The organism is Yeosuana marina (genome assembly GCF_011762485.1).
Classification (GTDB): domain Bacteria; phylum Bacteroidota; class Bacteroidia; order Flavobacteriales; family Flavobacteriaceae; genus Yeosuana; species Yeosuana marina.
In genome coordinates this window covers 343,337-365,072 of the sequence record NZ_JAAKGI010000002.1, presented here as the reverse complement: position 1 = coordinate 365,072, position 21,736 = coordinate 343,337, and the positions used below count along the sequence as shown (strand labels likewise).

Annotated in this window: 19 protein-coding genes; 6 read left to right on the top strand and 13 right to left on the bottom strand. The window is 30.2% G+C overall.

Annotated features, from left to right (window positions below):
• Positions 1–494: 494 nt before the first annotated feature.
• From G5V56_RS04585 to G5V56_RS04555, 7 genes are all read right to left on the bottom strand, one after another.
• Positions 495–1,304, bottom strand: coding sequence for an AbiV family abortive infection protein (locus tag G5V56_RS04585; RefSeq protein ID WP_166962133.1), 810 nt, complete (start codon positions 1,302–1,304; stop codon positions 495–497).
• Positions 1,305–1,511: 207 nt separating this feature from the next.
• Positions 1,512–2,750, bottom strand: a complete 1,239-nt coding sequence (locus G5V56_RS04580; RefSeq protein WP_166962130.1) for an ApeA N-terminal domain 1-containing protein — start codon at positions 2,748–2,750, stop codon at positions 1,512–1,514.
• 3 nt (positions 2,751–2,753) lie between these two features.
• Entirely contained in the window at positions 2,754–6,788 is a 4,035-nt protein-coding gene (locus G5V56_RS04575; RefSeq protein WP_166962127.1) for a hypothetical protein, read from the bottom strand.
• An 11-nt stretch (positions 6,789–6,799) separates the two neighbouring features.
• Positions 6,800–7,561 (bottom strand): HNH endonuclease signature motif containing protein, encoded by a 762-nt coding sequence (locus tag G5V56_RS04570; RefSeq protein WP_166962124.1) that lies wholly within the window; start codon positions 7,559–7,561, stop codon positions 6,800–6,802.
• A 33-nt stretch (positions 7,562–7,594) separates the two neighbouring features.
• Positions 7,595–9,343, bottom strand: a complete 1,749-nt coding sequence (locus G5V56_RS04565; protein ID WP_166962121.1) for a hypothetical protein — start codon at positions 9,341–9,343, stop codon at positions 7,595–7,597.
• 7 nt (positions 9,344–9,350) lie between these two features.
• Positions 9,351–10,190, bottom strand: coding sequence for a hypothetical protein (locus tag G5V56_RS04560; RefSeq protein WP_166962118.1), 840 nt, complete (start codon positions 10,188–10,190; stop codon positions 9,351–9,353).
• Positions 10,165–11,163 (bottom strand): type IV toxin-antitoxin system AbiEi family antitoxin, encoded by a 999-nt coding sequence (locus G5V56_RS04555; protein WP_166962116.1) that lies wholly within the window; start codon positions 11,161–11,163, stop codon positions 10,165–10,167. Before G5V56_RS04555 ends, G5V56_RS04560 begins: the two co-directional genes overlap by 26 nt.
• Positions 11,164–11,849: 686 nt before the next feature.
• Between G5V56_RS04555 and G5V56_RS04550 the strand changes: the two genes are divergently transcribed.
• Positions 11,850–12,092 carry a hypothetical protein gene (locus G5V56_RS04550; RefSeq protein WP_166962113.1) on the top strand — a complete coding sequence of 81 codons (243 nt, stop codon included), beginning with the start codon at positions 11,850–11,852 and terminating at the stop codon, positions 12,090–12,092.
• 56 nt (positions 12,093–12,148) lie between these two features.
• On the opposite strand, the gene G5V56_RS04545 is transcribed toward G5V56_RS04550, so the two are convergent.
• Complete coding sequence (locus tag G5V56_RS04545; RefSeq protein ID WP_166962110.1) at positions 12,149–12,418, bottom strand: helix-turn-helix domain-containing protein; 270 nt, start codon at positions 12,416–12,418, stop codon at positions 12,149–12,151.
• A 399-nt stretch (positions 12,419–12,817) separates the two neighbouring features.
• Between G5V56_RS04545 and G5V56_RS04540 the strand changes: the two genes are divergently transcribed.
• The 5 genes from G5V56_RS04540 (at position 12,818) to G5V56_RS04520 (ending at position 17,603) form a co-directional block, all read left to right on the top strand.
• Positions 12,818–13,603: an RNA polymerase sigma factor gene (locus G5V56_RS04540; protein ID WP_166962107.1), complete on the top strand. Its 786-nt coding sequence runs from the start codon at positions 12,818–12,820 to the stop codon at positions 13,601–13,603.
• A 1-nt stretch (position 13,604) separates the two neighbouring features.
• The gene (locus G5V56_RS04535; protein WP_166962104.1) at positions 13,605–14,702 is read left to right on the top strand and encodes a hypothetical protein; all 1,098 of its coding nucleotides are present in this window, start codon (positions 13,605–13,607) and stop codon (positions 14,700–14,702) included.
• A gap of 1,006 nt (positions 14,703–15,708) precedes the next feature.
• The gene (locus G5V56_RS04530) at positions 15,709–15,867 is read left to right on the top strand and encodes a hypothetical protein (RefSeq protein ID WP_166962101.1); all 159 of its coding nucleotides are present in this window, start codon (positions 15,709–15,711) and stop codon (positions 15,865–15,867) included.
• Positions 15,857–16,840, top strand: a complete 984-nt coding sequence (locus tag G5V56_RS04525; RefSeq protein WP_166962098.1) for an MvdC/MvdD family ATP grasp protein — start codon at positions 15,857–15,859, stop codon at positions 16,838–16,840. The genes G5V56_RS04530 and G5V56_RS04525 overlap by 11 nt, the downstream gene beginning before the upstream one ends.
• Entirely contained in the window at positions 16,818–17,603 is a 786-nt protein-coding gene (locus G5V56_RS04520; protein WP_166962095.1) for a hypothetical protein, read from the top strand. The genes G5V56_RS04525 and G5V56_RS04520 overlap by 23 nt, the downstream gene beginning before the upstream one ends.
• Before the next feature lie 102 nt (positions 17,604–17,705).
• Here G5V56_RS04520 and G5V56_RS04515 read toward each other — a convergent pair whose 3' ends face one another.
• The 5 genes from G5V56_RS04515 to G5V56_RS19030 all read right to left on the bottom strand — a co-directional run bounded on the left by G5V56_RS04515 (position 17,706) and on the right by G5V56_RS19030 (position 21,694).
• Positions 17,706–18,977 carry a site-specific integrase gene (locus tag G5V56_RS04515; protein WP_166962092.1) on the bottom strand — a complete coding sequence of 424 codons (1,272 nt, stop codon included), beginning with the start codon at positions 18,975–18,977 and terminating at the stop codon, positions 17,706–17,708.
• A gap of 470 nt (positions 18,978–19,447) precedes the next feature.
• A complete protein-coding gene (locus G5V56_RS04510; protein WP_166962089.1) occupies positions 19,448–20,044 on the bottom strand; it encodes a hypothetical protein in 597 nt (198 codons plus the stop codon).
• A 168-nt stretch (positions 20,045–20,212) separates the two neighbouring features.
• Positions 20,213–20,836: a porin family protein gene (locus G5V56_RS04505; RefSeq protein ID WP_166962086.1), complete on the bottom strand. Its 624-nt coding sequence runs from the start codon at positions 20,834–20,836 to the stop codon at positions 20,213–20,215.
• A gap of 207 nt (positions 20,837–21,043) precedes the next feature.
• Positions 21,044–21,406 carry a hypothetical protein gene (locus tag G5V56_RS19035; RefSeq protein ID WP_240911220.1) on the bottom strand — a complete coding sequence of 121 codons (363 nt, stop codon included), beginning with the start codon at positions 21,404–21,406 and terminating at the stop codon, positions 21,044–21,046.
• A gap of 135 nt (positions 21,407–21,541) precedes the next feature.
• The gene (locus tag G5V56_RS19030) at positions 21,542–21,694 is read right to left on the bottom strand and encodes a hypothetical protein (RefSeq protein ID WP_240911218.1); all 153 of its coding nucleotides are present in this window, start codon (positions 21,692–21,694) and stop codon (positions 21,542–21,544) included.
• Positions 21,695–21,736: the final 42 nt, after the last annotated feature.

Below are 21,736 nucleotides of genomic sequence, written 5' to 3'. Positions count from 1 at the left end.
ATACTGATAATCATATAATTATAAATATTTTGTTTCTATTTGATATACTAAAAAGTCGGGATGACAGGATTACCTTTTGTTTTATAAAGCACTGTTTCACAGTATTTTAAATGATTTTATTTCAGTGAATTCACCGTATAGTACACTAAAGTCAAAAAGAGCTATTTAAAAACAAAATTTATTTGTCTTTATTGACATAAATATACAAAATTTAAAATATTAATCTAAAAAATATTAAAAGAATACACCTAACATAAAACCTCATTTTAAACACCTTACACAACATCATTTGCCTCCCTTATTTCTTAAAACAGTAATTAGAGAAGCTTTCATTTCATTTTAACACATAAAATTCTAATATCTGTACAACACAATAATCTAATTAAATGACAGCTCTTTAGTAAAGAGATTCACTATTAAGATTGCTTTTAGATTAATTCAAAATTAGCATGAGGTCAGAAAATTTATTTTTAAATTGTTTTTTACCTCTCTTTTCAGAAATCATCATTAATATCCTTTTTGAATTCTTGCAGGTTTTTTAATATGTCTATATATAGGTTATTTCCTTTTCCGTTCATTTTTGTAACTATCATTCCAATTTTGTCATATCCCTTTTCTGATATTAATTGTTTCTGTAATTTTTTCACTTGTGTTTTTAACTCCGCATCAGTGCTTTCATTACTTTGACCAAAAATTGATAAAAATTTGTCAATAAATTCACTTATCCCACTTACTCGGGTAAGAATGTTATTAAAATCCTCTTTGTCAATACTTAAAGGTGTTTTTAATACATTGTCGTAATCAACATACATTCCATCTTGCCTAAGGTAATCTGCATTAGAAAACCATATTATTTCTTCACTGAGTTGATTGATTTTTTCTGAAATATAATTGAGAGCCAAACCTTCCCATTCTTTTTCATTTATGCTAAAATCCTTTATTAAAGAAGGGGTTGAAGCTATTCTAACAATAAAACCTATTAAGTCTTTTCCGAAAATATTGAATCCAGAAAGGATAAGTCCTAATGGGTACCTTAGTTTATGGTTGACAAATAAGTACTTTATTCCTTTAACTCTTTTTCTAAACTCAAACCCGTTTCCATCTAGAAAAAGAATTACTGCTTTCATGTTTTCTTCTAGTGATAGCATTAAGGTAGATGTTGCCATTCCGTAAGAATTGTTCTTAGCTAGAATTAAAGCATCACTATGTTTGTTTTTTGCATTACGAAAAGTTTCCTTCGAAACCACTAGGCATTCTTCTTTTGAAAGGTTCATGAAACTTTTATTTCCTTTTTCTCTCATCATAATCATTTCTCTATTTAGAACATATATTACAATTTCCTAATCATATTTTCTAACGAATACTTTATTAATTTTGAGATTGTATTACCAGATAACTTAATCACCAAATTAGACGAACTAGGTATCTCATATTAGGTTTTGCTATTAATTCTAAATCAATTTTTTGAGCTAATATATGTTTTTTAAGTATTTAATTGTTTTACAATAAAATCAAATAGGTTTGTTGGTTTTAAGAGGGTCATGACTTAAAATTTCATTAGTTCTTTGCATATCAATAAATACAGATTGTCCTTGCCTAATTACTTTATCCAATATTTCATTTGAAATTTTCATCTGTTGAAAAATACCAAGTCCTACAGTATAATCTAAAAGATAGCTGATGTATAGTAATTCGAAATCAGAGTAAATATTTTTATTATTTAAATTACTATGAACATGATAATCCCTTGATCGTATTACTTTAGAAGAGAAATCGTTAAATTTATTTTCATCTATTTTGCTAATTGAAATTATATTATCTCTATTATAATTTAGATAATTTATTAGCTTATTATTTTTTTGATTGGTATACAATTTATTATATGCCTCAAATGTTGCTATTGTATTTGTAAATCTCCTACTATGACTGAGTTTAACTCCCAATAAATTTTCCATTAGTTTATCTAAACAAAACCTAAAAGATTCTGACGTATAGGCATTATTAACCAAAATAGGTAAGTCTTTAGCAACCTCATCATAAGATAAATGTATGTAACTTGAACCAGTCTTTTCAAATCTATCTTCCTGATAATAAACATTAGCCCATTCTCCACAAGACAAACATTTAAAAGAAAAAAAAGAAAACTGCTTAGTTTTGGTTGAAATAAATTGTAATACTTTTTGAAAAGTATTATAGTAATCAAATGCTGTTAACAAAGAAATTTTCTCTTCTGATTCGAAGTTTAAATATCCATTATTTTTTAGAATAAACTCTTTGTGACCTGTTTTAGAACTTGAAGATTGCACTAATTCAATTGACAATCCAATTTCATTTATCTTAAATTGCTGTGATATATCGTCTTGCTTTATTAATTTATCCTCTGTAAAAGAATACCAGTGCATTTTGCGAATCCAATCTACAATGGCATCATTAGATATTTGAAATTTTTTGAATTTTAGATTAATAGGCTCTATAAAATGATAAGCTGAAATAAATGAATATTTTGGTTGATAAATATTAACTTCAGAAATACCACTTTGAGTATATTTGATTTTACAATCAACAAATGTAATGTATCCTAACCCATTAAAAACCCCTAAAATTATTTGATGTTTGTATGCAAAATTGTTAATTCTCAAATTTGTTTCTAATGATACTTTACCATCAATATACGAAAGCACACAAAAGCATTTAGATTCTTCTTTATCAACAAGCCATAGTTCCCCATAATATTTACTTTCTTTAAACATTGCCTAAACTTTATATTTTAAATTAATCATTAAATGATAAATGCTAGTATTTTTTCCGTGTTTTGTCATCCCTATTTTGATTGCGGAATCCTTATATTCAAATTCTTCGGTTAAATCTTGACTTTCAGAACTATCTATTTCAAGACCTTTAGGATAATTTAATTCAGATAATGATTCTTCAAAATATTTTTTCCATTTCTTACTAAATTGATTTTTGGTGCATTGTTCATATATTAAACACATTAAATGACCTTTACTATGAGTGTAATTAAATAATTTATTAATATGGGATTGTGTTCTTGATAAATCTCTATATATAAAAGCTTCACATACTGATATTGTTTCATTATTACTGTCTTGAATTAAGATGTCTCTTTCTCCCAAACCTTTTCCACTCTGTGAATATCCTCCTCGTGATTGGTCTTTTACAGTCCATTCAAAAATTCCAATTCTAGATTCTAAAACCAACTGAATTAAATCGTTATACTTGTTTTCATCATTTATTTTATCTATTGCTTGTATTTTATCAAGAGCTTTACTAGAGGCGATTGCAAACTCTTTGGTTATAAATCTTCCTAATTCTAACTGTCCATTTAATTTTTCTGGAAATATTTGAATTAAATTTTTTGGACTATGTGAAAATATATTCAGATAACTTGCTTTAAGAAATTTAATATCGCTATTATCTTCAACCAATGACTGAAGTTTATTTATAAACTCTGGATTGACTCCATCGGATGATCTGTGATATTCTTTTGCCTGATGTAATAAATAGACGGCTTCCTGTTGTTTATCCTGAAGTTGGAGTATTTCTATTTTTAAAGAAATCATACTTTCCATCATTTGATAGGGAGTAGGCATATCCAGATATAATTTTTCAAATTCAGCAAATTGCTTTAAGTGATAATATATGGTCAGTTTATTAGCCCATATTTTATCTTGGATTGAATCAATTGAATCTTTAGAAAGGTGTTCCTCCATGTCTGACCATTCCTGTTGGGCTTCATTGAATAACTCATTTTTTGCCGATGCCTTTTCTGTTTTTGACGCCCAATTAATTTTAGAGGCAAAACGGTTTATACAAATAGAAGTATGTTCTTTAAACTGTTTATAAAGCCTGTCAAATATTTTATATGCTTGCTCAGGGTTGTTTTCAAAGTGAATTAAGCCAATAAAAAATTCCTTATACAAATATGCTTTAAAAGCCTTTGGAGAATAGTTATCTTGATCAGGTTCTTCTAGACCGTTTATTGCGGAGATATCTTTGTTATAATAAGCCAGCATAAGTTTTACAACAAATGAAGCCTGTTTGTACTTTTTGTCTTTCCTTATTGCGGTAATATTATTTTCCCAATATTCCAACGCTTTTTCAGTTTGGTGTATTAATTCTTTACTCTCTGAAAGCTTGGATAATGTAAGTTCAATCTCTGGTGGCCAATTCTGTGATTCAAAATATTTTATTATTTCGGAATCTTTAATTTTATCAATTATTTGGTTTTTTATGCCTTTAGACGTAACCCAATCTAATATGATTAATAACCGAAGTAAATCACTTGTTTTTACTAAAATATCAATAACATCATTCTTATTTTTAAACCAATTAATGGCTTGTGCTACTTGCGGAAGTAATTCTTCCTCAAAACCGCCAGAAAGTTGACGCTCAAACGAAGCACTCAGGATATCTATTTTTGATGGTTTTCCAACAATAGCATAATTTTTAAGAATTAAAATTGTCTGCTGCTCTAATTGATTTTTAACATCTTTAATTCCATCATAAACACTAAAGTAATCTTGTTTGTTTGAAGTAATTCTTTTTAATGTATTAAGTAAAATAAAAAGATGAGTGCGTAGTTTTTTTGCATTAAACCTATTTTCTTCATCATATTCGTGGTCTGCTTTTTTAAATGATAATCTTGGTGATAAGAAACTGCTTAAATCACCAGTTTCATTCATTAAAACCATAGGAAAAACCCAATCAATTTGTTGTAACCTCTCATTTCTTTCACTCCAAATAAGCCTTTCATGTTTTTTCCCATCTATTTTAGATTCTATTGTAGACTGTTCTATTTTTTCTAAATAATTACTTTTAAAAGCATTGGATATTAGTTCCTTAATTTCTCCAATACCACTAAATTGCTCTTTAAATTTACTATAGTAGACACATTTTGACAACCAACTTAATCCATCTAATATTGTAATTGGAAACTGAATGGTGCCATTCAAATATTTAATTCTTTCTTTATGTTGTTCAAATTGAGCTATAAGTGGAACAATTATTTTAGGCAGTAACAATTCTCTTTCAACTGTATTTACATAATAGCCATAAGCTGGATAACCTTCAATTAACTTAAGTAAAGAGTTTTCTTTTTCTTTTTGATTTCGTCGTATTTTGTATACACTTTCTTCAATCCTAATATTGGATAAAGATTTGTATTTGTCTCTATTTATTTCTTTAAATAATTGAAAAATAAGGATTGCAATATTTTCGTTAGAATAATCTGGTGTATAGAGTAAAGAATCAAGACTGAGTTTTATACTATTTTCGAAAAGACTAAGCCTTATATTATTGTTTATTTGCTGAATTGAGCTTTCAATTTTTATTTTATTTATTAATCTAAAAGCTAATGAAGTAAACTTAAGTTCTTCAAGAAGATAAGGGATTACGGTTGGCTTGTTTTGAATTAAAAAATGACAAGTTTCCCATAACAAATATGGTTTATCTAATCCATGTTCCAGAAGCCTTTTTATTAATGGGAAATTTTGTTTTTCAGTAGTATCTCCAGTAATAACATCAGAGAATGCTTCATCACAATAAACTATCATTTTAATTAAAAATGCTAAATGATTGCGAGCATCCTGAACATAAAATAAATTCCCTTGATATTTATCTGAAAGTGAATGTAACTCTTCATAAAACTCATAATAATCTGTTGAAGACTTAAGAGCGTCTTCATTGAATTTTTCTCCAGATTTAAAAGCATAATTATGACTTATGTTTTCATCTAAATAACACTTCCAAAATTCATCCTTTACCCCAATAATGTCTCCCTCTTTAATAACTAAATCGAACGCAGCTTGTACAAAACGTTCTTTCGATTGTCTTGAAATGTAGTTGTAGAAATTAGGCCAGTGATGTTCCCAATAAAGTATTTTTGATAAAAATATTTTGATTCTCTCTTCATCATCATAAATTCCATTATCCAAGATTAACTCTTCCCAAACAAATCCACTTATTTTATCTCCTAAACCACTCCAATAGGAAATTGTACTATTATAAAAATTGATATAATATTTCTTTCCTTCTTCATTAATTACCTTTTGTTCTTTTAATTCATTTAAAGTAGGTGTTTTGGAAAAGTATGATTTATGAGAAGTATATATGTCATTAAATTCTTTTTTTGATATAGCTAGGTCAGTAGATTCTTTCTTTGCTTTTTCTTCTTTTAAAGTGTATAAAAACTTAAAGTCTTCCCAATTATCTAGTAGTGTATTGTAATAATATATATTATTAACCTTTAAATCCTCATCATCTTCATTTTTAGCCTTTATCCAAGTTGATTTAATCCAAGCCTCATCCAAAGTATACTTATGCTCACTTTTATATTTTTCTAAGAACTTGTTGTATTCTTTTGTGCTAATTTTTTGGTCAGGACAAAACTTATATACAGTCCTAACAAAATCAAGTTCTTGTTGATAATTTCGCATTTTATCAAAATCATAAATAACATCCCTTACAGCTTTTGGTAAATGAATTAAACCAACAACTTCACGAATCCAATATTTATTCAGTAAAGTATTTACCTCTATCTCAGTATTATTTTTTGAATTGTAATTAGCTGCAAAATTTTCTAACTTTTGTTTTGTCCAATCTGATTCAGATATTTTGGCTTTTAATAAAAGTTTAGCAAAAAATATTGATGCACTCCAATTTATATCTGCTTCTAATAATTTTTCGTCTTTATGATAAAACTGTTCTACCTCAAAAGGTTTAATTATATTTTGGATTTCTTTAATTCTTTCTTGATTTTTATAGTCCATCATTATTCATTTTAAGCCAATCCATAATGGGGTAGTTTATCACAATCCTCTTTACTATTTAAAAGAATTTTTGGGACTTCTAAATAGAAATCATTGTTAAACCCAAATTCAAAACTCAAAACATATTTATTGAATGGTGGCTTAAACCTTTCCATGGATTCATCAAATAATTCAACTTGAAACTTAAATGCCCTTGTTGCAGGCACCTCAAGTTCTTCGACTAGTTTAGTTTCAGTTATTTCACCATTCTTAGGCATTTTTATTTTGTAAGTTATGGATGGTCGAAGTATATTTGGCAATGGAAAATCTGGACCCGCTAACCCATTCGGCAATTTTTTTGTTTTAATTTTAACACTAGTAAATAATATTGTGTCAGGGGAATTATTTATAAAGCTAAAATTAAAAATTGGAAACAATGATTGTAATTTGACTGCCTCGAAAGCATTTTGAACATTTTTTATTGGTCGCCAACCACACTTTCCTTCATCGACTGAAACTGATATAAATTTGACCTTATAACCTTTATTATTAAGATTTAGTTTTTTGTAAACAACCTCTTGCGGTAAAATGTCCCCTTTATTGATTTTTGAATGGCATACAGGGCAAACTAGCAATAAATTTTGCATATCATGGTTTGAAGGGTTCTCATCAATATGATGGATTTGAAAATGTCCTACATCCATATTACCACAAAATGGACAAGTTGATTCAATCTCTTTTTGCAATTCAGACCTTACTTTCGTGATTTTCGGAATGGACGTTCTTTTTTTCATATCTCTTTAAATTCATATCTTTTACATATGGAGTTAATCAAATAAACCATATGCTTTTTCTTCAAATTCTCTAGGTATCACTCGCAATCCCTCTGAATCAATTTTATCATCTAAATAGTCACCGAACGGAATTAATGAATTCTTATTTGCTTGAATTGCTTCATCTTCACTATTATATTTTCTACCTTGCACCGTAAAGTTTAGATAATTGTCTTGGTAATATTTTAATACTTGTTCTAATTTTAAATTTCGATTTTTAAACACATCCTTATTAAAAATAAGTGTATCTATATCTATTAGAACTAAAGGTTTTACGTTTGAAGTGTTATACCCTTCCTGATCTAATTTTTCTAATTCATCCTGAAACCAAAAATTGACCCATTTATTAAGCCCTGCGGTATTAAATATCCTATTATGTAATACTAACACTGGATGAATAATTACATTTCTAGGGCTAAAGCCTGAATCAAACTGTAAAGATTTGGAAAGTATTTTACGAACGTTATTTATTATCTGTAAAACTGCTTTTTGCTTGCCTTCATCATTGTGATAAAGCTTCTTAGCTAATTCATCATCTATAGCTTGAAAATCTGAAGATTGTTTTACCTTGGCATTGATTAAAATATCTTTTGATTCAAATAAAAATATTCTTTTGCCATTTCTCACATAATAATCAGGAGCACCATCAAATTCAGCATCTAATTCATCTCCATTTCTTTGAAAATATCTATTACCGAAATATTCTTTTAAAATATTATGTAAGATGTACTTTTCAGAAAACTCATAGGTTTTTAAACCATACAGATCCTTTATCTTTTTCTCTCTAGTAAGCTTGTCATTAATTGTTTTGAATTTGAAGTACAACCCATTACCTATCAATTCAAGTACAAATAAAGGGTATGTCAACCTAAATATGAGTTTATCAACACGATATATAGGAGTTGATCTCATATTAATAAAATCAAATTCTTGAAGTAATTGAGTTTCTTTTATTGAAAATTTTTCAAGAAACTCAATGCTAGATATTTGATTTTTGTCATCTGGTATTATTATATCTGTATGAGCCTCTTTTTCATTATTAAATACTGATATATTAATAGGTAACAACCCCTTGATGTAATCTTGATAATTAGATACGTTGTATTCCTTGTAAAACTCCTTTAGTAATTCTTGCGCTTCTCTTCGTTGTTCTAAAAAATGAAAGAAGGATATCGCCCGAATGGTTTGTGTCACAAAAATTTTTCTAATGTCATAATTTGAAAAGTCTGAACTATTTAAAAAAAGACCCAAACAATAAGCCGTTGAATATTTGGAAATATCTTCTTTTAAATGTTTTGTGCTCTCATTTAAAGTGATCGTTCTATCGGTTGTGTTAATCTTATTTAGTACCAAGTAAGCTTTAAAAACCCTTACTTCAATTTCTTGATCAGTATAATTTTGAGATGCTCCATAGTCTTTATCATAAGCATTCTCAAAAAAAGACAGACTACTGACAATGAAAGGAAAACTGTATGTATCCATTCCGTAATCATCTTTATCAACAAAAGCTTTTAGGTTCTTGAATACGATTTTCACAAAATCTGCATTTTCTTTTGAAAAATACATTCTTAAAAATGATAATGGGTTTTCATATTCTGAATTTCTTGAAAATCCCATTATAAACGAACTAAACTTGATAAGTAAATCCCTTTCTATACCCTCAAGATATTCATTTATTTCAAGTGAGTCTTCTTCAGGGAATATATCATTGAATGTGATTACTATTTTTCCTGTTAACTCCATCCCCTATTTAGCTTTCAACTAACCCTAATCTCAATTCCTCCAAAATCTCAACTGCATACCCCAAGTTCCAGTCTTTATTTCGAATCCATTGCTTGGCTATTTCTGAATTTTCGACATTAATAACATTTTCATTTATGGTTTTCAGTATTCTTTTATTTATGGTTGGGGAAATATCCAAAAAGTGTCTTGCTTTTCTACCCAATACCCTAGCCGCTATTTTGAGCTGATCCAGTTCTCCTTCTTCTGGAAAGATGTCATTATGGTATTCTACTATTTCATCTAAATTTAGGCTGAAATAATGTTCAATAATTCTTAAAATATCACCTAAATCACTATCACGTTCTTCTGGCCTATCACTCCAAGCTATTAGCTTCAATATTACCATGCCTTGCAGTGATGGTATTTGAACAAATTTTTCTTCTATTCGTACTGTTTCTGGTTCTTTTAGTACTTCATTAAATCCTAAAACATGTAAATCTGTATAACGTTTATTGAAATTTACAGTAAACTTTTCTTCTATTTCTCCAAAAGGTAATAAGTCTATAACTATGTTAAAATTGCCGTTATAAAGTGTCCAAGGTGCTTCTACTTTATTAAACCCATAATTACTCAGTTCTTTAACAATTGTTTCAAACTGTTGAATAGATGAAATCATGATAGCAAAATCAATATCTTTTGTACCTCTACTTGGTTTAATGCCGTCTTTTAATAATTCTAGTGCTATCGCACTTGCTCCAATTAGATAATAAGGCACATTTAGTTTTAACATAACTTCATCAATAATATCAAAAACTTCTTTAAAATAGGGAATCGCTAATTCTTTATATGTTTGGTTGGATTTGCTCATTGTAAATTAGTTTTGCTGTTTCTTTACATCTTTTATCATTGGCAACCATTAAATCGGCATAAACCAATTGTTTAGGTGCCGTATCTGTATTAATATTATTTGTCCAAAACATATTATACACCCATATATCACCTTCATCGTCAGGTATTAATCTATAATTAAACATCAAATCTTTATTGGTTTCTTTGGTGTAAATAGTAAATTTTTCTGGACGCAAGTGATTAGTTATAATATCTCCTGCTGGTTCACCACCCCATACTGTTTTTTCATTAATAAATTGAATATTTCTCCAATCTTGATTATTATTCTGAAATCTAAACCGTTGCTTAAAAATAGTGGGTTTTAGGGTCAACTCAAATTCTGTAATCCACTTGTTAAGGAATTCTTCATAATTATTGACTACATATTCATTCTTGTTCAGTTTCAAAATCAAGTTCGTTTCCAACAAACCATTTATAATCAAGGGAATATTACCTAAAGCAACATTTGTAACTTCTGCAATATATCGCTGGGTTTGATTTATTAATTGAGGGTCTAACAAGAATTGGAATAGCACTTTTAAGCCTGTTTTAGTAAATGCTCTGTTCCCTTTTTCTTTTTGAGTTTTGACTGTTTTATTTGTGTCTACATAAAGAAACAAACCATCTTTGTTAAGATACACATTCCCATTGCCCTCTAAATAATTCACTTGATTTTCCCTAAGTTCCTTTTTTACTTTTGGATATAGTTTTTCAGCCACCAATAAAAAATTGTTGAATTTATTATTATAATTGAGGATATTAAATAACTGATGGTTCTTAACATCCTTTTTTATTTCTACAAGTAATGTTGTGTTTTGATTGTTAATTACAATATCTAGCTCTCCATCTATGCCATTATCTTTAGTATAATCCATAGTTCTCCAGCCCCATGTTATGGGAATGTCTTTCTCTAAGTTATGAATTGCATTATTTAGAATATCTACTTCATTCATTTTTGAATTCTTTTTGTTCACTGTTTTAAAATGTTCATTATTCGTGAACAGTATAAATATATGAACAAATATATGTTTTTTTTATTAATATCAATAAAAAAACAAAGGAAAGTTATTTTAATATATTCAATAATTAATAGTTAACAATTAATGAGGTTTTCCCGTATAGGGCGTAACTAATCATAAAAACAGATTGATTACCCTACAGAAAAGCTCTATGTAAATGACTAGTGCGAATCTAAGGGAATAGCAAGAGGGTAGCGCGCCAAGGCGACGCTACTGTCCGTTTTGCTTTGCAAAGCCCCATAAACAGTAGTCTATCAAAATCTTAGAAGAATCGAATGAAATCAGAAATTGTAACAAATCCATTGGAATACCCTATAAACACTGAATGAAATTGTTACAACCTTGTAAATTCTAGTGTGACCTGAAGCCTTTTGGGGTTACTAACGCCCCCGAATTCTCGGGGTTGTTTCATTTTTAAAGTGATGGATTCTCCCCACTCAAGTCAGCCTCTAAATCCATAACTTTAAAAACGGATTGCCCTCATACGCAAAACACCCTTCTTCCCTCTGTCCAATCGATAGTGCTACTTATCTCTAAGGGATTAATGTACGTAATTTTTATTGCTAACTTATAACATTATTAAAAACCCCTAAATTTGCTCAGAATACTCAAAACCCATAATGAGCAATATTCAATCAACATATATCTTGGCAGCCAACAGTGCAGCTATGGAACTGTTCAAAATATCCAAGGAAGCACTTATGGAATCCAATAATTATGATTTCATGGTCTTTAAGTTTTCTGCATGGGAGGATGTTTTGGTGGATTTGGAAGAATGGGAAGACCATGTTTCCATTAATGAATCCACTTATAACATATTGCACGGAAACCTATGCGTAAAATTAAGAGAGCTCATTAAGTAAGCAGTTATAACAGTAAAAAGGTCACTCTAAAATTTTAAGGTCAATAAACTCTAAACTCAAGAATCCCTTTTATAATCTTCAATATCAAATTCAAAATCATAAAGAACTTTAACGTGAACTCCCAGTCCTTTAGCAATAGGTATTAATGTAGCCACTTTGGGCTCATTTTCTGCATTGATGATTCTATACACTTGCTTACTTTCAATGTTACCTATAGATGCTACGGTTTGGACATCTGTTTTATGTTCCTTTATCAATTTCAACAGATTCTCACCAAGTCTTTTACTATATGCCTCCCTCCATGCTTTCATATCAACAATATCCATGCTTTTATTGAAAAAAAATTGTCAAACTTGACAATAAATGGATTTTATTATTATATTTGTTTCAATTACATATATTTGCGATTCTTCGTATTGAAAATATTTGAAGCTATCGCTTTGAATCTCTGATAGAAAACTGGTAATTTTTTGCAGAAGAGATGATAAGCAAAGAAGCTCACGACCCGGGGCGTGGGCTCTCTTATCTCTGCAAGGTATACCAGTACCCCTATCAGGTAAGTTGAGTTCCACGCCTTTTTATTTGTAGAAAAAGTGCATTCTTTCAACTTTTCTCAAAGCCATCTTCTCTTTACATGATATAAGAATTCGCATCAGTTATTCTATAGCTATCAAATTTAATTCTGGTGGTAGGCATCCCTATCCCCTATTTAAATATAGTGTTTTATGGCAGAGCATGATTTCGAACTATTAAAAAAAGGCGATCCCGCCGCTTTGGTGCATATCCATGACAGGTACAGCAAACGTATATTTTGGGTGGGCAAGCAAATGCTTAATGACCATTTCGTCATTGAGTCCTTGGTCCAGGATACCTTTTTAAAACTATGGATCCATAGGGACAGGATAGAGACCCCCAAGCATATCTTCTTTTTCTTAAGGTTGGTGATGAAAAGGGAATGTATTTCCTATTATACCCAACCTAGAAACAGGTTCTTTAGGAAAGTCAATTCGTTAGAGGATTATGACAATTACCAAGACTATATGGTAGGCCATGATCCCTTAAAAGATGGGGAAACGCTGCGAGATCAGGAAGCGGAACAAAAAGCCTTTGACCGAATCAAAAGCGTACTGCCCCTATTGGATACAGAAAGAAGACACTTAATAGAGCTTTGTTTGGCCTATGGCTTTCAGTACAAGGCCATTGCCAAGGCTTTGGGAAAGGGCATTACCGAGACAAGCAACAAAATAAAACAGGCCATTGAGGATATCAGAACGATCATTGACCAAGGGAACATGCTTGAATCTGGACAAAAGCCCACTGCCAAAATCAAGGTTCAGGGTGCCATGACCAACGAACAGGTAAAAGTGCTGAAACTACGATGTGAACAAAAGCTTTCTTTTGCCATGATCGCCAAGGAGCTCAACCTGTCCCAAAGGGAAGTGCACCATGAATTTATGGCCGCTTATAGGCTCATGCAGCAGAAACACGGACAGCAACTGGAATCCGCTTGATATGGGAAAGACAACGCTCAAGCTCACCCGAAAGATCCAGATATTGGTCGACCTCCCTACCCAAGAAGAGCGCAAGGAAGCCGTGGACAAGCTTTACCAGTGGCAGAACCGTTGTTTTAGGGCTGCCAATCTTATCGTTTCCCATCTCTATGTACAGGAAATGATCAGGGAATTCTTTTATCTGTCAGAGGGGATAAAGTATAAACTTGCTGATGAAAAAAAAGATGTGGACGGCATCCTGCAACGTTCCCGTATCAATACCACCTATCGCATGGTATCGGATCGCTTTAAGGGAGAGATCCCCACGAACATACTGTCCTGTTTGAACAATACCTTGATCTCTACTTTTAGGGCTAACAGCCCGAAATACTGGAAAGGTGAATGTTCCCTAAAGAATTTCAGGAGGGATATGGCCTTTCCATTTAGTCCAGAAGGGATGAGTCGTTTATCTTATTGTGAAGAAAAAAAGGCTTTTTGCTTTCGTTTGTTCCGAATTCCTTTTCGGACATATTTGGGAAACGACCATACCGACAAAAGAATGTTATTGGAGCGTGTGATAAAAGGAAAGACCAAGCTGTGTACTTCCCGTATTCAATTAAAGGATGGCAAGATCTTTTGGCTACCGATATTTGAAATCGAAAAGGAAAGACATATCCTCAAGCCAGAAGTGATTGCAGAGGCTTCGTTGTCCTTGGAATATCCCCTGGTCGTTAAAATTGGAAAAAACAGGCTTTCCATTGGCACAAAGGAAGAGTTTCTATATAGAAGGTTAGCAATACAGGCAGCACGTAAAAGGGCACAGGTTGGGGCTACCCATTCCAGATCAGGAAAAGGGCTCAAACGCAAGCTCAAAGCAGTGGACAGGTTCAGCAAAACGGAAAGCAATTATGTATATCATCGTATACATGTATACAGCAGAAGGCTGATCGATTTCTGCATTAAACATCAGGCTGGAACGCTCGTTCTGTTAAATCAGGAGGACAAGATCGGGATAGCCATGGAAGATGGATTTGTACTCAGGAACTGGAGCTATCATGAGCTAATGACCAAAATAAAGTACAAGGCCGAGAAAGCGGGCATTGAAATAATTATAGATTGACCGATTTGGTCATGAGGGTGCTTGTACACCCATAAGGTGAGGTTGGTGATGACGCTCACTAAATGCGAACAGCATATACAACGCGTGGGCTCTCTTATTTAATATTTAAGAGTCTAATTGATTTTTATAAATTGGTGAATCCATAATTCTTTGTTGCAACAGGGATGAAAGCATTAGATTTGGAATATATCCAATATATTTTGGCTTTTTAATTTTCTTACGGATTTAAAGCCCCAACATCTATCGAGCTAATACTATGCAATGTTTTTGGGAATCTTGACCGAAAATCTCATTTTTTATTAAAAAATTCTTTGATTTTACTGGGCTACGAAGCTTTTTTACTAAAAAAAAGTGAATTGATATCCTTTTAAAACTTATGAAACACCAATAGCCAACAATACTAATCAATACAAATTAGCCACATACTTTTTACTGTAAATTATTGCCTGTTTATAGGGCTTACGGGACTATTTACTGTAAAAGTCAAATAGTATCTATTTGACAGGCACTACAACGGTTCAATATTCACTAAATCATATCAAATTCTATGGGTTTGCCGCAAATAAATGCCATTTTAATGGGGTTTCAAGAGGTTTTGCCGCAAATCTGAAATAAATGCAACCATTTGAGATTGGTAAATTGCTGATTTTAAGCGAAATATAAACCAGTAACATCGCGCAGCGTGTTACCCTCTTGCTTTACCCTTTAACTTTACCCTTTAACTTTACCCTTTAACATTTATAAGCAACCATTAAATGAAACCAAATTCAATTTATGTATTTAGATAAATTGAACAAAAATAACTGTTTGATAATTAATAAAATACCCTTAAATTGCATAAAGAATTTTCTTCTATTTTTAATGTGAAGTAAAAAGTATAAAAACATAAAAACTTCCGCATAGCCATCCAATTTGGTTTTACAAGAGGTAAAAGTTCCGTGTATAAACATAAAGAGTTCATAAAAATTCAAATAAAAAGTAAGTTTAATTAATTAAAATCATCATTATGGAAAAAGGATTAAATAAAAAACAAGAAATAAAAGAGAAGTATATCCCCTTAGGCAAAAAAATATCGGAACCAGTAAAGATGCCTGAAAAACATGAAATGGGTACTTGGCCAAGTGCATGTACAATTAAAGGGGTACCAGTAGCTGATGACTTCTAAACCTAGAGTGCTAATTTTCACTTATAGAGAAGACCCTCATTCTTCTGCCGTTATTGCCGAATTAAACAAGCTCGACGTAAATTATACAGAAATATGTAACGAAATCTTCCCTTTTAGTGAATCATTTGATATTTTATTTAGTGATTCACTAAAAGGGAAGATTATATCTGAACACAATAATATTGAGATAAAGAATATTTCGGCAATTTGGTGTCGTAGAATTTTGGAGGTCGAAAACACTTATGGTTACAATAGAGAAGATATTTCATTTATAAACTTTGAAAGAAAACAAACAATTAACGGTTTTTTTTCAATTTATCCTGGTTTTATTCTATGCAACCCAGTTTATGTGAAAATAGCACAAAACAAAATTTTACAATTAAAAAGAGCTCGATTCTTTGGGTTGAAGATACCTAATACCCTTATTTCATCTAATTATAAATCAATCGTTGACTTCAAGAAAAAAAATAATTCTCGAATAATATATAAACCACATAGACTAGCATTATTTAATGTAAATAATGTCGATGTTGCTTCATATGTTAAAATTTTAGATGATAGTTATTTTGCACAAAAGGAATCATTTGAAACAACAACTGGTATCTATCAAGAATATATTGAAAAAAAAGCAGAATTAAGAGCTACTGTTGTTGGGAATGAAGTTTTTTGCTGCAAAATGGATACTCAAGCTAGCAATGAAACCAAGTATGACTTTAGGAAATATGATTTTGATAATGTTAATCACACGAGATTTGAACTTGATAATGAAATAAAAAGACTATTAGTAAAATTAGTATCTTCTTTCAATCTGTATTATGCTTCAATTGATTTAATACTAACTTTGAACAATGAAATTGTTTTTCTTGACTTGAACCCTAATGGGCAATGGTTATGGACAGAGAAATTAGCCAACCTACCTATTAGCAAGGCAATTGCAAAACTTTTATATAATGAAAGTAAATTTTATCAATAAATTAGGACTTGAAAGCAAATTAGAAAAAGAGGAATTAAGTTATATTTCTAGGTATAATAACGAAATTGATAGTTTTATTGAAATTTTTATACATGGGATACGAAAAGGCGAATATAAAGTTGAGTTTGGCATCGAAAACAATAAAGCCATTAAAATTAACATACTGTCAAGTGTTTCGTCACCAAATAATGAAATTCTAAGTTTACTTAATGCTATTGATTTTAAACAAAAAAATTTAATCAAGCAACTGATAAAAGATAACTTGAATTTTCATGTCGGAATTAAGGTTGAGGAAATAGTGAAATATGAAATTTATCCTCTAATCCAACTCAGTATTCCCAAGGTAATGCAAGAATTCTTAAAAGTTTTTCCAAAAGATTATTTAAGTGGACTTTTATTTATTGGCGTAAATTCAATAGACGGAACTTGTTTATACAAAAATCAAGAGGATGATGAATTAAAGACTTTTTTATCAGAAATTACTGGAATTATGTTAAATGGTAATACGGTAAAACAATATCGTCTTGTCAATAACTATATTCAAGAAGGCAAATCATATATTGACATAAGGGATGTAAAAAAGGGCATGATAGATTTATTTATTCAAAAATTGAATTTTAAACACTATAATGCTCTATTGAAAAATATGGACAATAACTATATAGTGATTGGAAAAGAAAATAAGAAATACTCACTATACGCCTCAGTTAAAAAAAGTATCGTGACACAACAAAGAACTGAGTTAAAAAACAATTCATTTTAAGCTAATTTTGAATTTAGGCTACTTGCTTTTATATATAAAATAAAATTTCCTTTCAATACACTCCAGTTATCTTATGAAGAGCATATTGAAAGGAAATTCTTTTTAAGCTTTTAAAATTATTGGTTTATTAACAGCTTGATATTTTTCTTTCTTCGTTTTAAATCTAATTAATAGATTTTGTATATCCTCGCTTATTTTAGTTTCCACTACCCTCGCATAGATTTGGGTCGTTGAAAGTTTGGTGTGTCCCAATAGTTTCGACACCGTTTCTATGGGAACCCCATTGGACAACATAACCGTTGTGGCAAAGGTGTGTCTAGCAACATGAAAGGTTAAGTTTTTATGAATACCACAATCTTTAGCTATCTCTTTTAAATAAACATTAATTTTCTGGTTAGAGTATAGAGGCAATACTTTTTCTCCATTATTGTGTTTGGAAAAGGCTTTGTATTTTTTTATAATTTCAAGGGCTTTGGGTAAAATAGGAATCTTAACTGTTTCATTTGTTTTTTCTCGTTTAGTAAAAATCCAATAATTGTTATCAATTCCCCTAGTGATATGATTACTCTTTAGCATTTTCACATCTACATATGAAAGACCCGTGTAACATGAAAATAAAAAACAATCCTTAACTCGTTCTAGCCCTTCTTTTTTAAAAAAAGTGCTTTCGATAAGTTCCAGTTCTCTTTCTGAGAGATACTGTCTATCAAACTTTTTGAATTTTAACTGGAACAACTGAAATGGGTTTTTGTTAATCCATTCCAATTTACAAGCAAGATTTATTATTTTTTTTAAACGTTCCAAATGCTTCATGACGCCATTATTTGTTAAAGTCAATTCATTCTTGGAATTCTTGTTATTCCTTAAAAAAATCTCAAAATCACAAATGAACCTGTGATTCAGTTGCTTTAAATAAATATCACTTGCCTTTAATTCATTATCCAAGAATTTATACAAATACTTTTCTGTAGTATAATAATTCTTCATGGTGCCAAACTTCAATACCTCAATCATGTTTGAATTATGATACTCAACAATATCTCTTAATGTTTTGTGATTTTCATCTTCGCCCAAGTATCTTGCTTTTATGGAATTGGCAGTAACCATTTTACCTTCAGAAAATATTTGCTTTTGACAATCCAATAATTTACTATGTACCTCATCGAGATAGGCATTCAAAAATCTTATTTTTGATGTATTTCCCCTACATCTTGCCTTATTAATATCCCAATCGTTCACCAAAACGCTTCTTTTTAAACTAATTTCTGAACGTTTTCCATCAACAGTAATACGTGCATAAATTAATAGTTTGCTTAATGAACTTGATGATTTTCTTGTAAAAAAAATAACTGAAAATGTACTGTTTGTCTGCATTTCACGAGTTTTAAGTTAAACAATTTAAACTGTAAAACAAAAGTCAAATTGCTCTTAAAAGCTCTTTAAATTTACGACAATTCTGATTAGAAAAGACTCACCGAATCGTACACCTTTTAGTTGATTTTAATTGATTTCATTTAAAATCAAAAAAAATTAAAATACTGAAAATCATACAATTAACAGTATTTTAATTTTATAAAAATAGGGTTCGTCGGGATGACAGGTAGACCACCTAATCCCATAAAGAATTATATATCAATCATTTATAAATTTCAAAAACAAACTGTTATCCGATTTGTTGACAATACTATAAATGAACTTAAAGTAAAATGCTTTACTCACTGGTTTTATAAAGATAAATATTATTCAGTACCAAAGCAAAACAAATCGCTCTGGAATTTATGAATGCTCTTTGCATTCTAAAATTATTTAATTTGAACTCAGTTCTTTGTTTTGATTAGTATTTTTTAATTCGTTTTATAAAAATCCAATCTTTCGCAGTCCATACACCCATTATCGTTCAAAATTATACCAACTCCAAATCCAGAAGAATGTAAAGTCATTCGGAAGTTTTTAATATGCATTATTCCTTTAATATACTCATTGGAAGAATTTCGGATTTTTAATTTTTCCGATACAATTAGTTTCTTTTTTTTATATAAAAAACAGGTATCATTTTTAATTTTTATCAAATTTACTTCTGCGTATTTATCATTGTGAATAGGTTTTAAACGAAATGTTCCACTAAATTCAGATACAATTTGGTTGTAATTGTTTAAATTAGAAATTGTTTGGATTCTATCCCAAATGTAAATATCGAAAATCTCATTTTTCCCTAAAAGATTTTTGTATTGAGGAATCAGAGTTGAGTCTGAGTCAGTTTGGGTTTCCTGTTCCAATAACTTTGTGAAATTCATTCCAACATTGTTTTCTGCTTTAGAAAGAAATTCATTTAGTGAATCATTTTCCTTTTTTAGAATTTCTTTTTCGGTAGTTAGTTTTTCTACATTATAGTTACACGAAGACACAATAATTATGAATAGAAGTAGGAAAGATTTTTTCATAGTTTTGAGTTTCAGTTATTAACCACAACGTGATTGTATAAGAATAGTGCGGTTTTGTGTTCGAGAATTTTCCGTAGGAAAATTAGAAGCCAGCAAAACGCAATAACCCGTGATTAAGCGCTAAACTAAGCATTATTTTTACACGGCTTACCCACAGTATTTTAATATTTATAATAAAAGCCCAAAACCAAGTTGGTATCCATAATTTTTGGCATTTTCAAAATTGGGAGGATCATAATGAAAAGCATTCGAAAATCCCTTTAAAAATCTATAACTCACAAATAGTTTTTTGCTTATTTCATAAGAAAATCCTAAAGTTCCGCTGAACTCAAAATCTTTTCCAATATTTCTATATGTTTGTGATTTACTTTTTTGTTCACTTTTTGTTAAGAAGTTGAAAGACGGGCCAATTTCAAATGATAATTTTTTGATTAAATACACTTTAGCCAAAATAGGAATTTGAATATAGTTAAAAATGTATTTTCCTTTTTCAGTATATGGTTGATAAATTGGTCCTGGTCCCGGATACGCAATTGCATTTAAATTCAAGTCTGTTTTTACTCCTTGAGTTGAATAAAGAATTTCAGGTTGAATAGAAAATTTATCATTAAGTGAAATTTCGGCAAGCAATCCAAAATTTATTCCAGTTTTGATTTTTTTGTAGCCATTGTAATTAATATTATTTAAACTACTGAAATTAACCCCTCCTTTAATTCCGAAACGGAAATTTTCTTGTGCGCTAATTTTTACTGAAAGTAAGACGATAGAAATAACTAAGATTAATTTTTTCATTAATTCAGATAATTTTTTTATAAGATGGGTATTTATCCAAAAGGTTGCGTTCATATTGTAGGTAAGGTTTATGTATATGAAATGTTGCGTGTTTGTGTGCGATGATTTTCCGAAGGAAATTTAGAAGCTAGCAAAACGCACTAACCCGTGATTAAGCAATAAACTAATCATTATTTTTATAGGATTCGGTGTTGCCAAACGTATTTTTTATGACACCCAAGTTTCTTTTATTTTATCGATAACCCATTTTCCAGTCTTATCTTTTTTTATAAAAATTTGGGACCCACCTCCATTTAATCGGCATTCAACAAATCCAACATCCAAAACTCCAAAGGATTTGGTTTTGTCAAATAATATTCGAGATAAGCCTAACGATGCTGTCAAATAAAAATCATAATCAGTAGTCCAGAATTCACGTCCTTTTGGAAATTCCGACATATATTTAAATCCCAATTTTTTATGATTAGTTTTTAGCTTATTAAGGTCAATTTTAAATCCGCTATTAAAGTCAAAATTCTTTGAGTCAATTACAAGATTCTCATTTTTAAAATGATTTATCAATTCATGCATATATTCTTTTTCAAATCGGCTTATTGAATCAGGAATTGCTATATAAACTAAACTTGTATCTCTATCTATCGAATCTTTCTTTTTCTGCCAAAGAATTTGTCTATTTCTACAGTTATCTGATTTTTTAAAATTCTCTTATGCATTGTTGTAACCATTTTCTAAACCAAAACCATTTTTCTCAAGAATTTCGGGAGGAGGTGGTGGTTTTTTTGGTTCAGTTTTTTGTTCGCACCCAAAAATTAGGCTTGCAAAAACTAAAATTAATAGACTGACCTTTTCGTTTCTCATTTGCTAACGGTTTTGTGTATGGCTCGTTGCGGAAAATCAGCT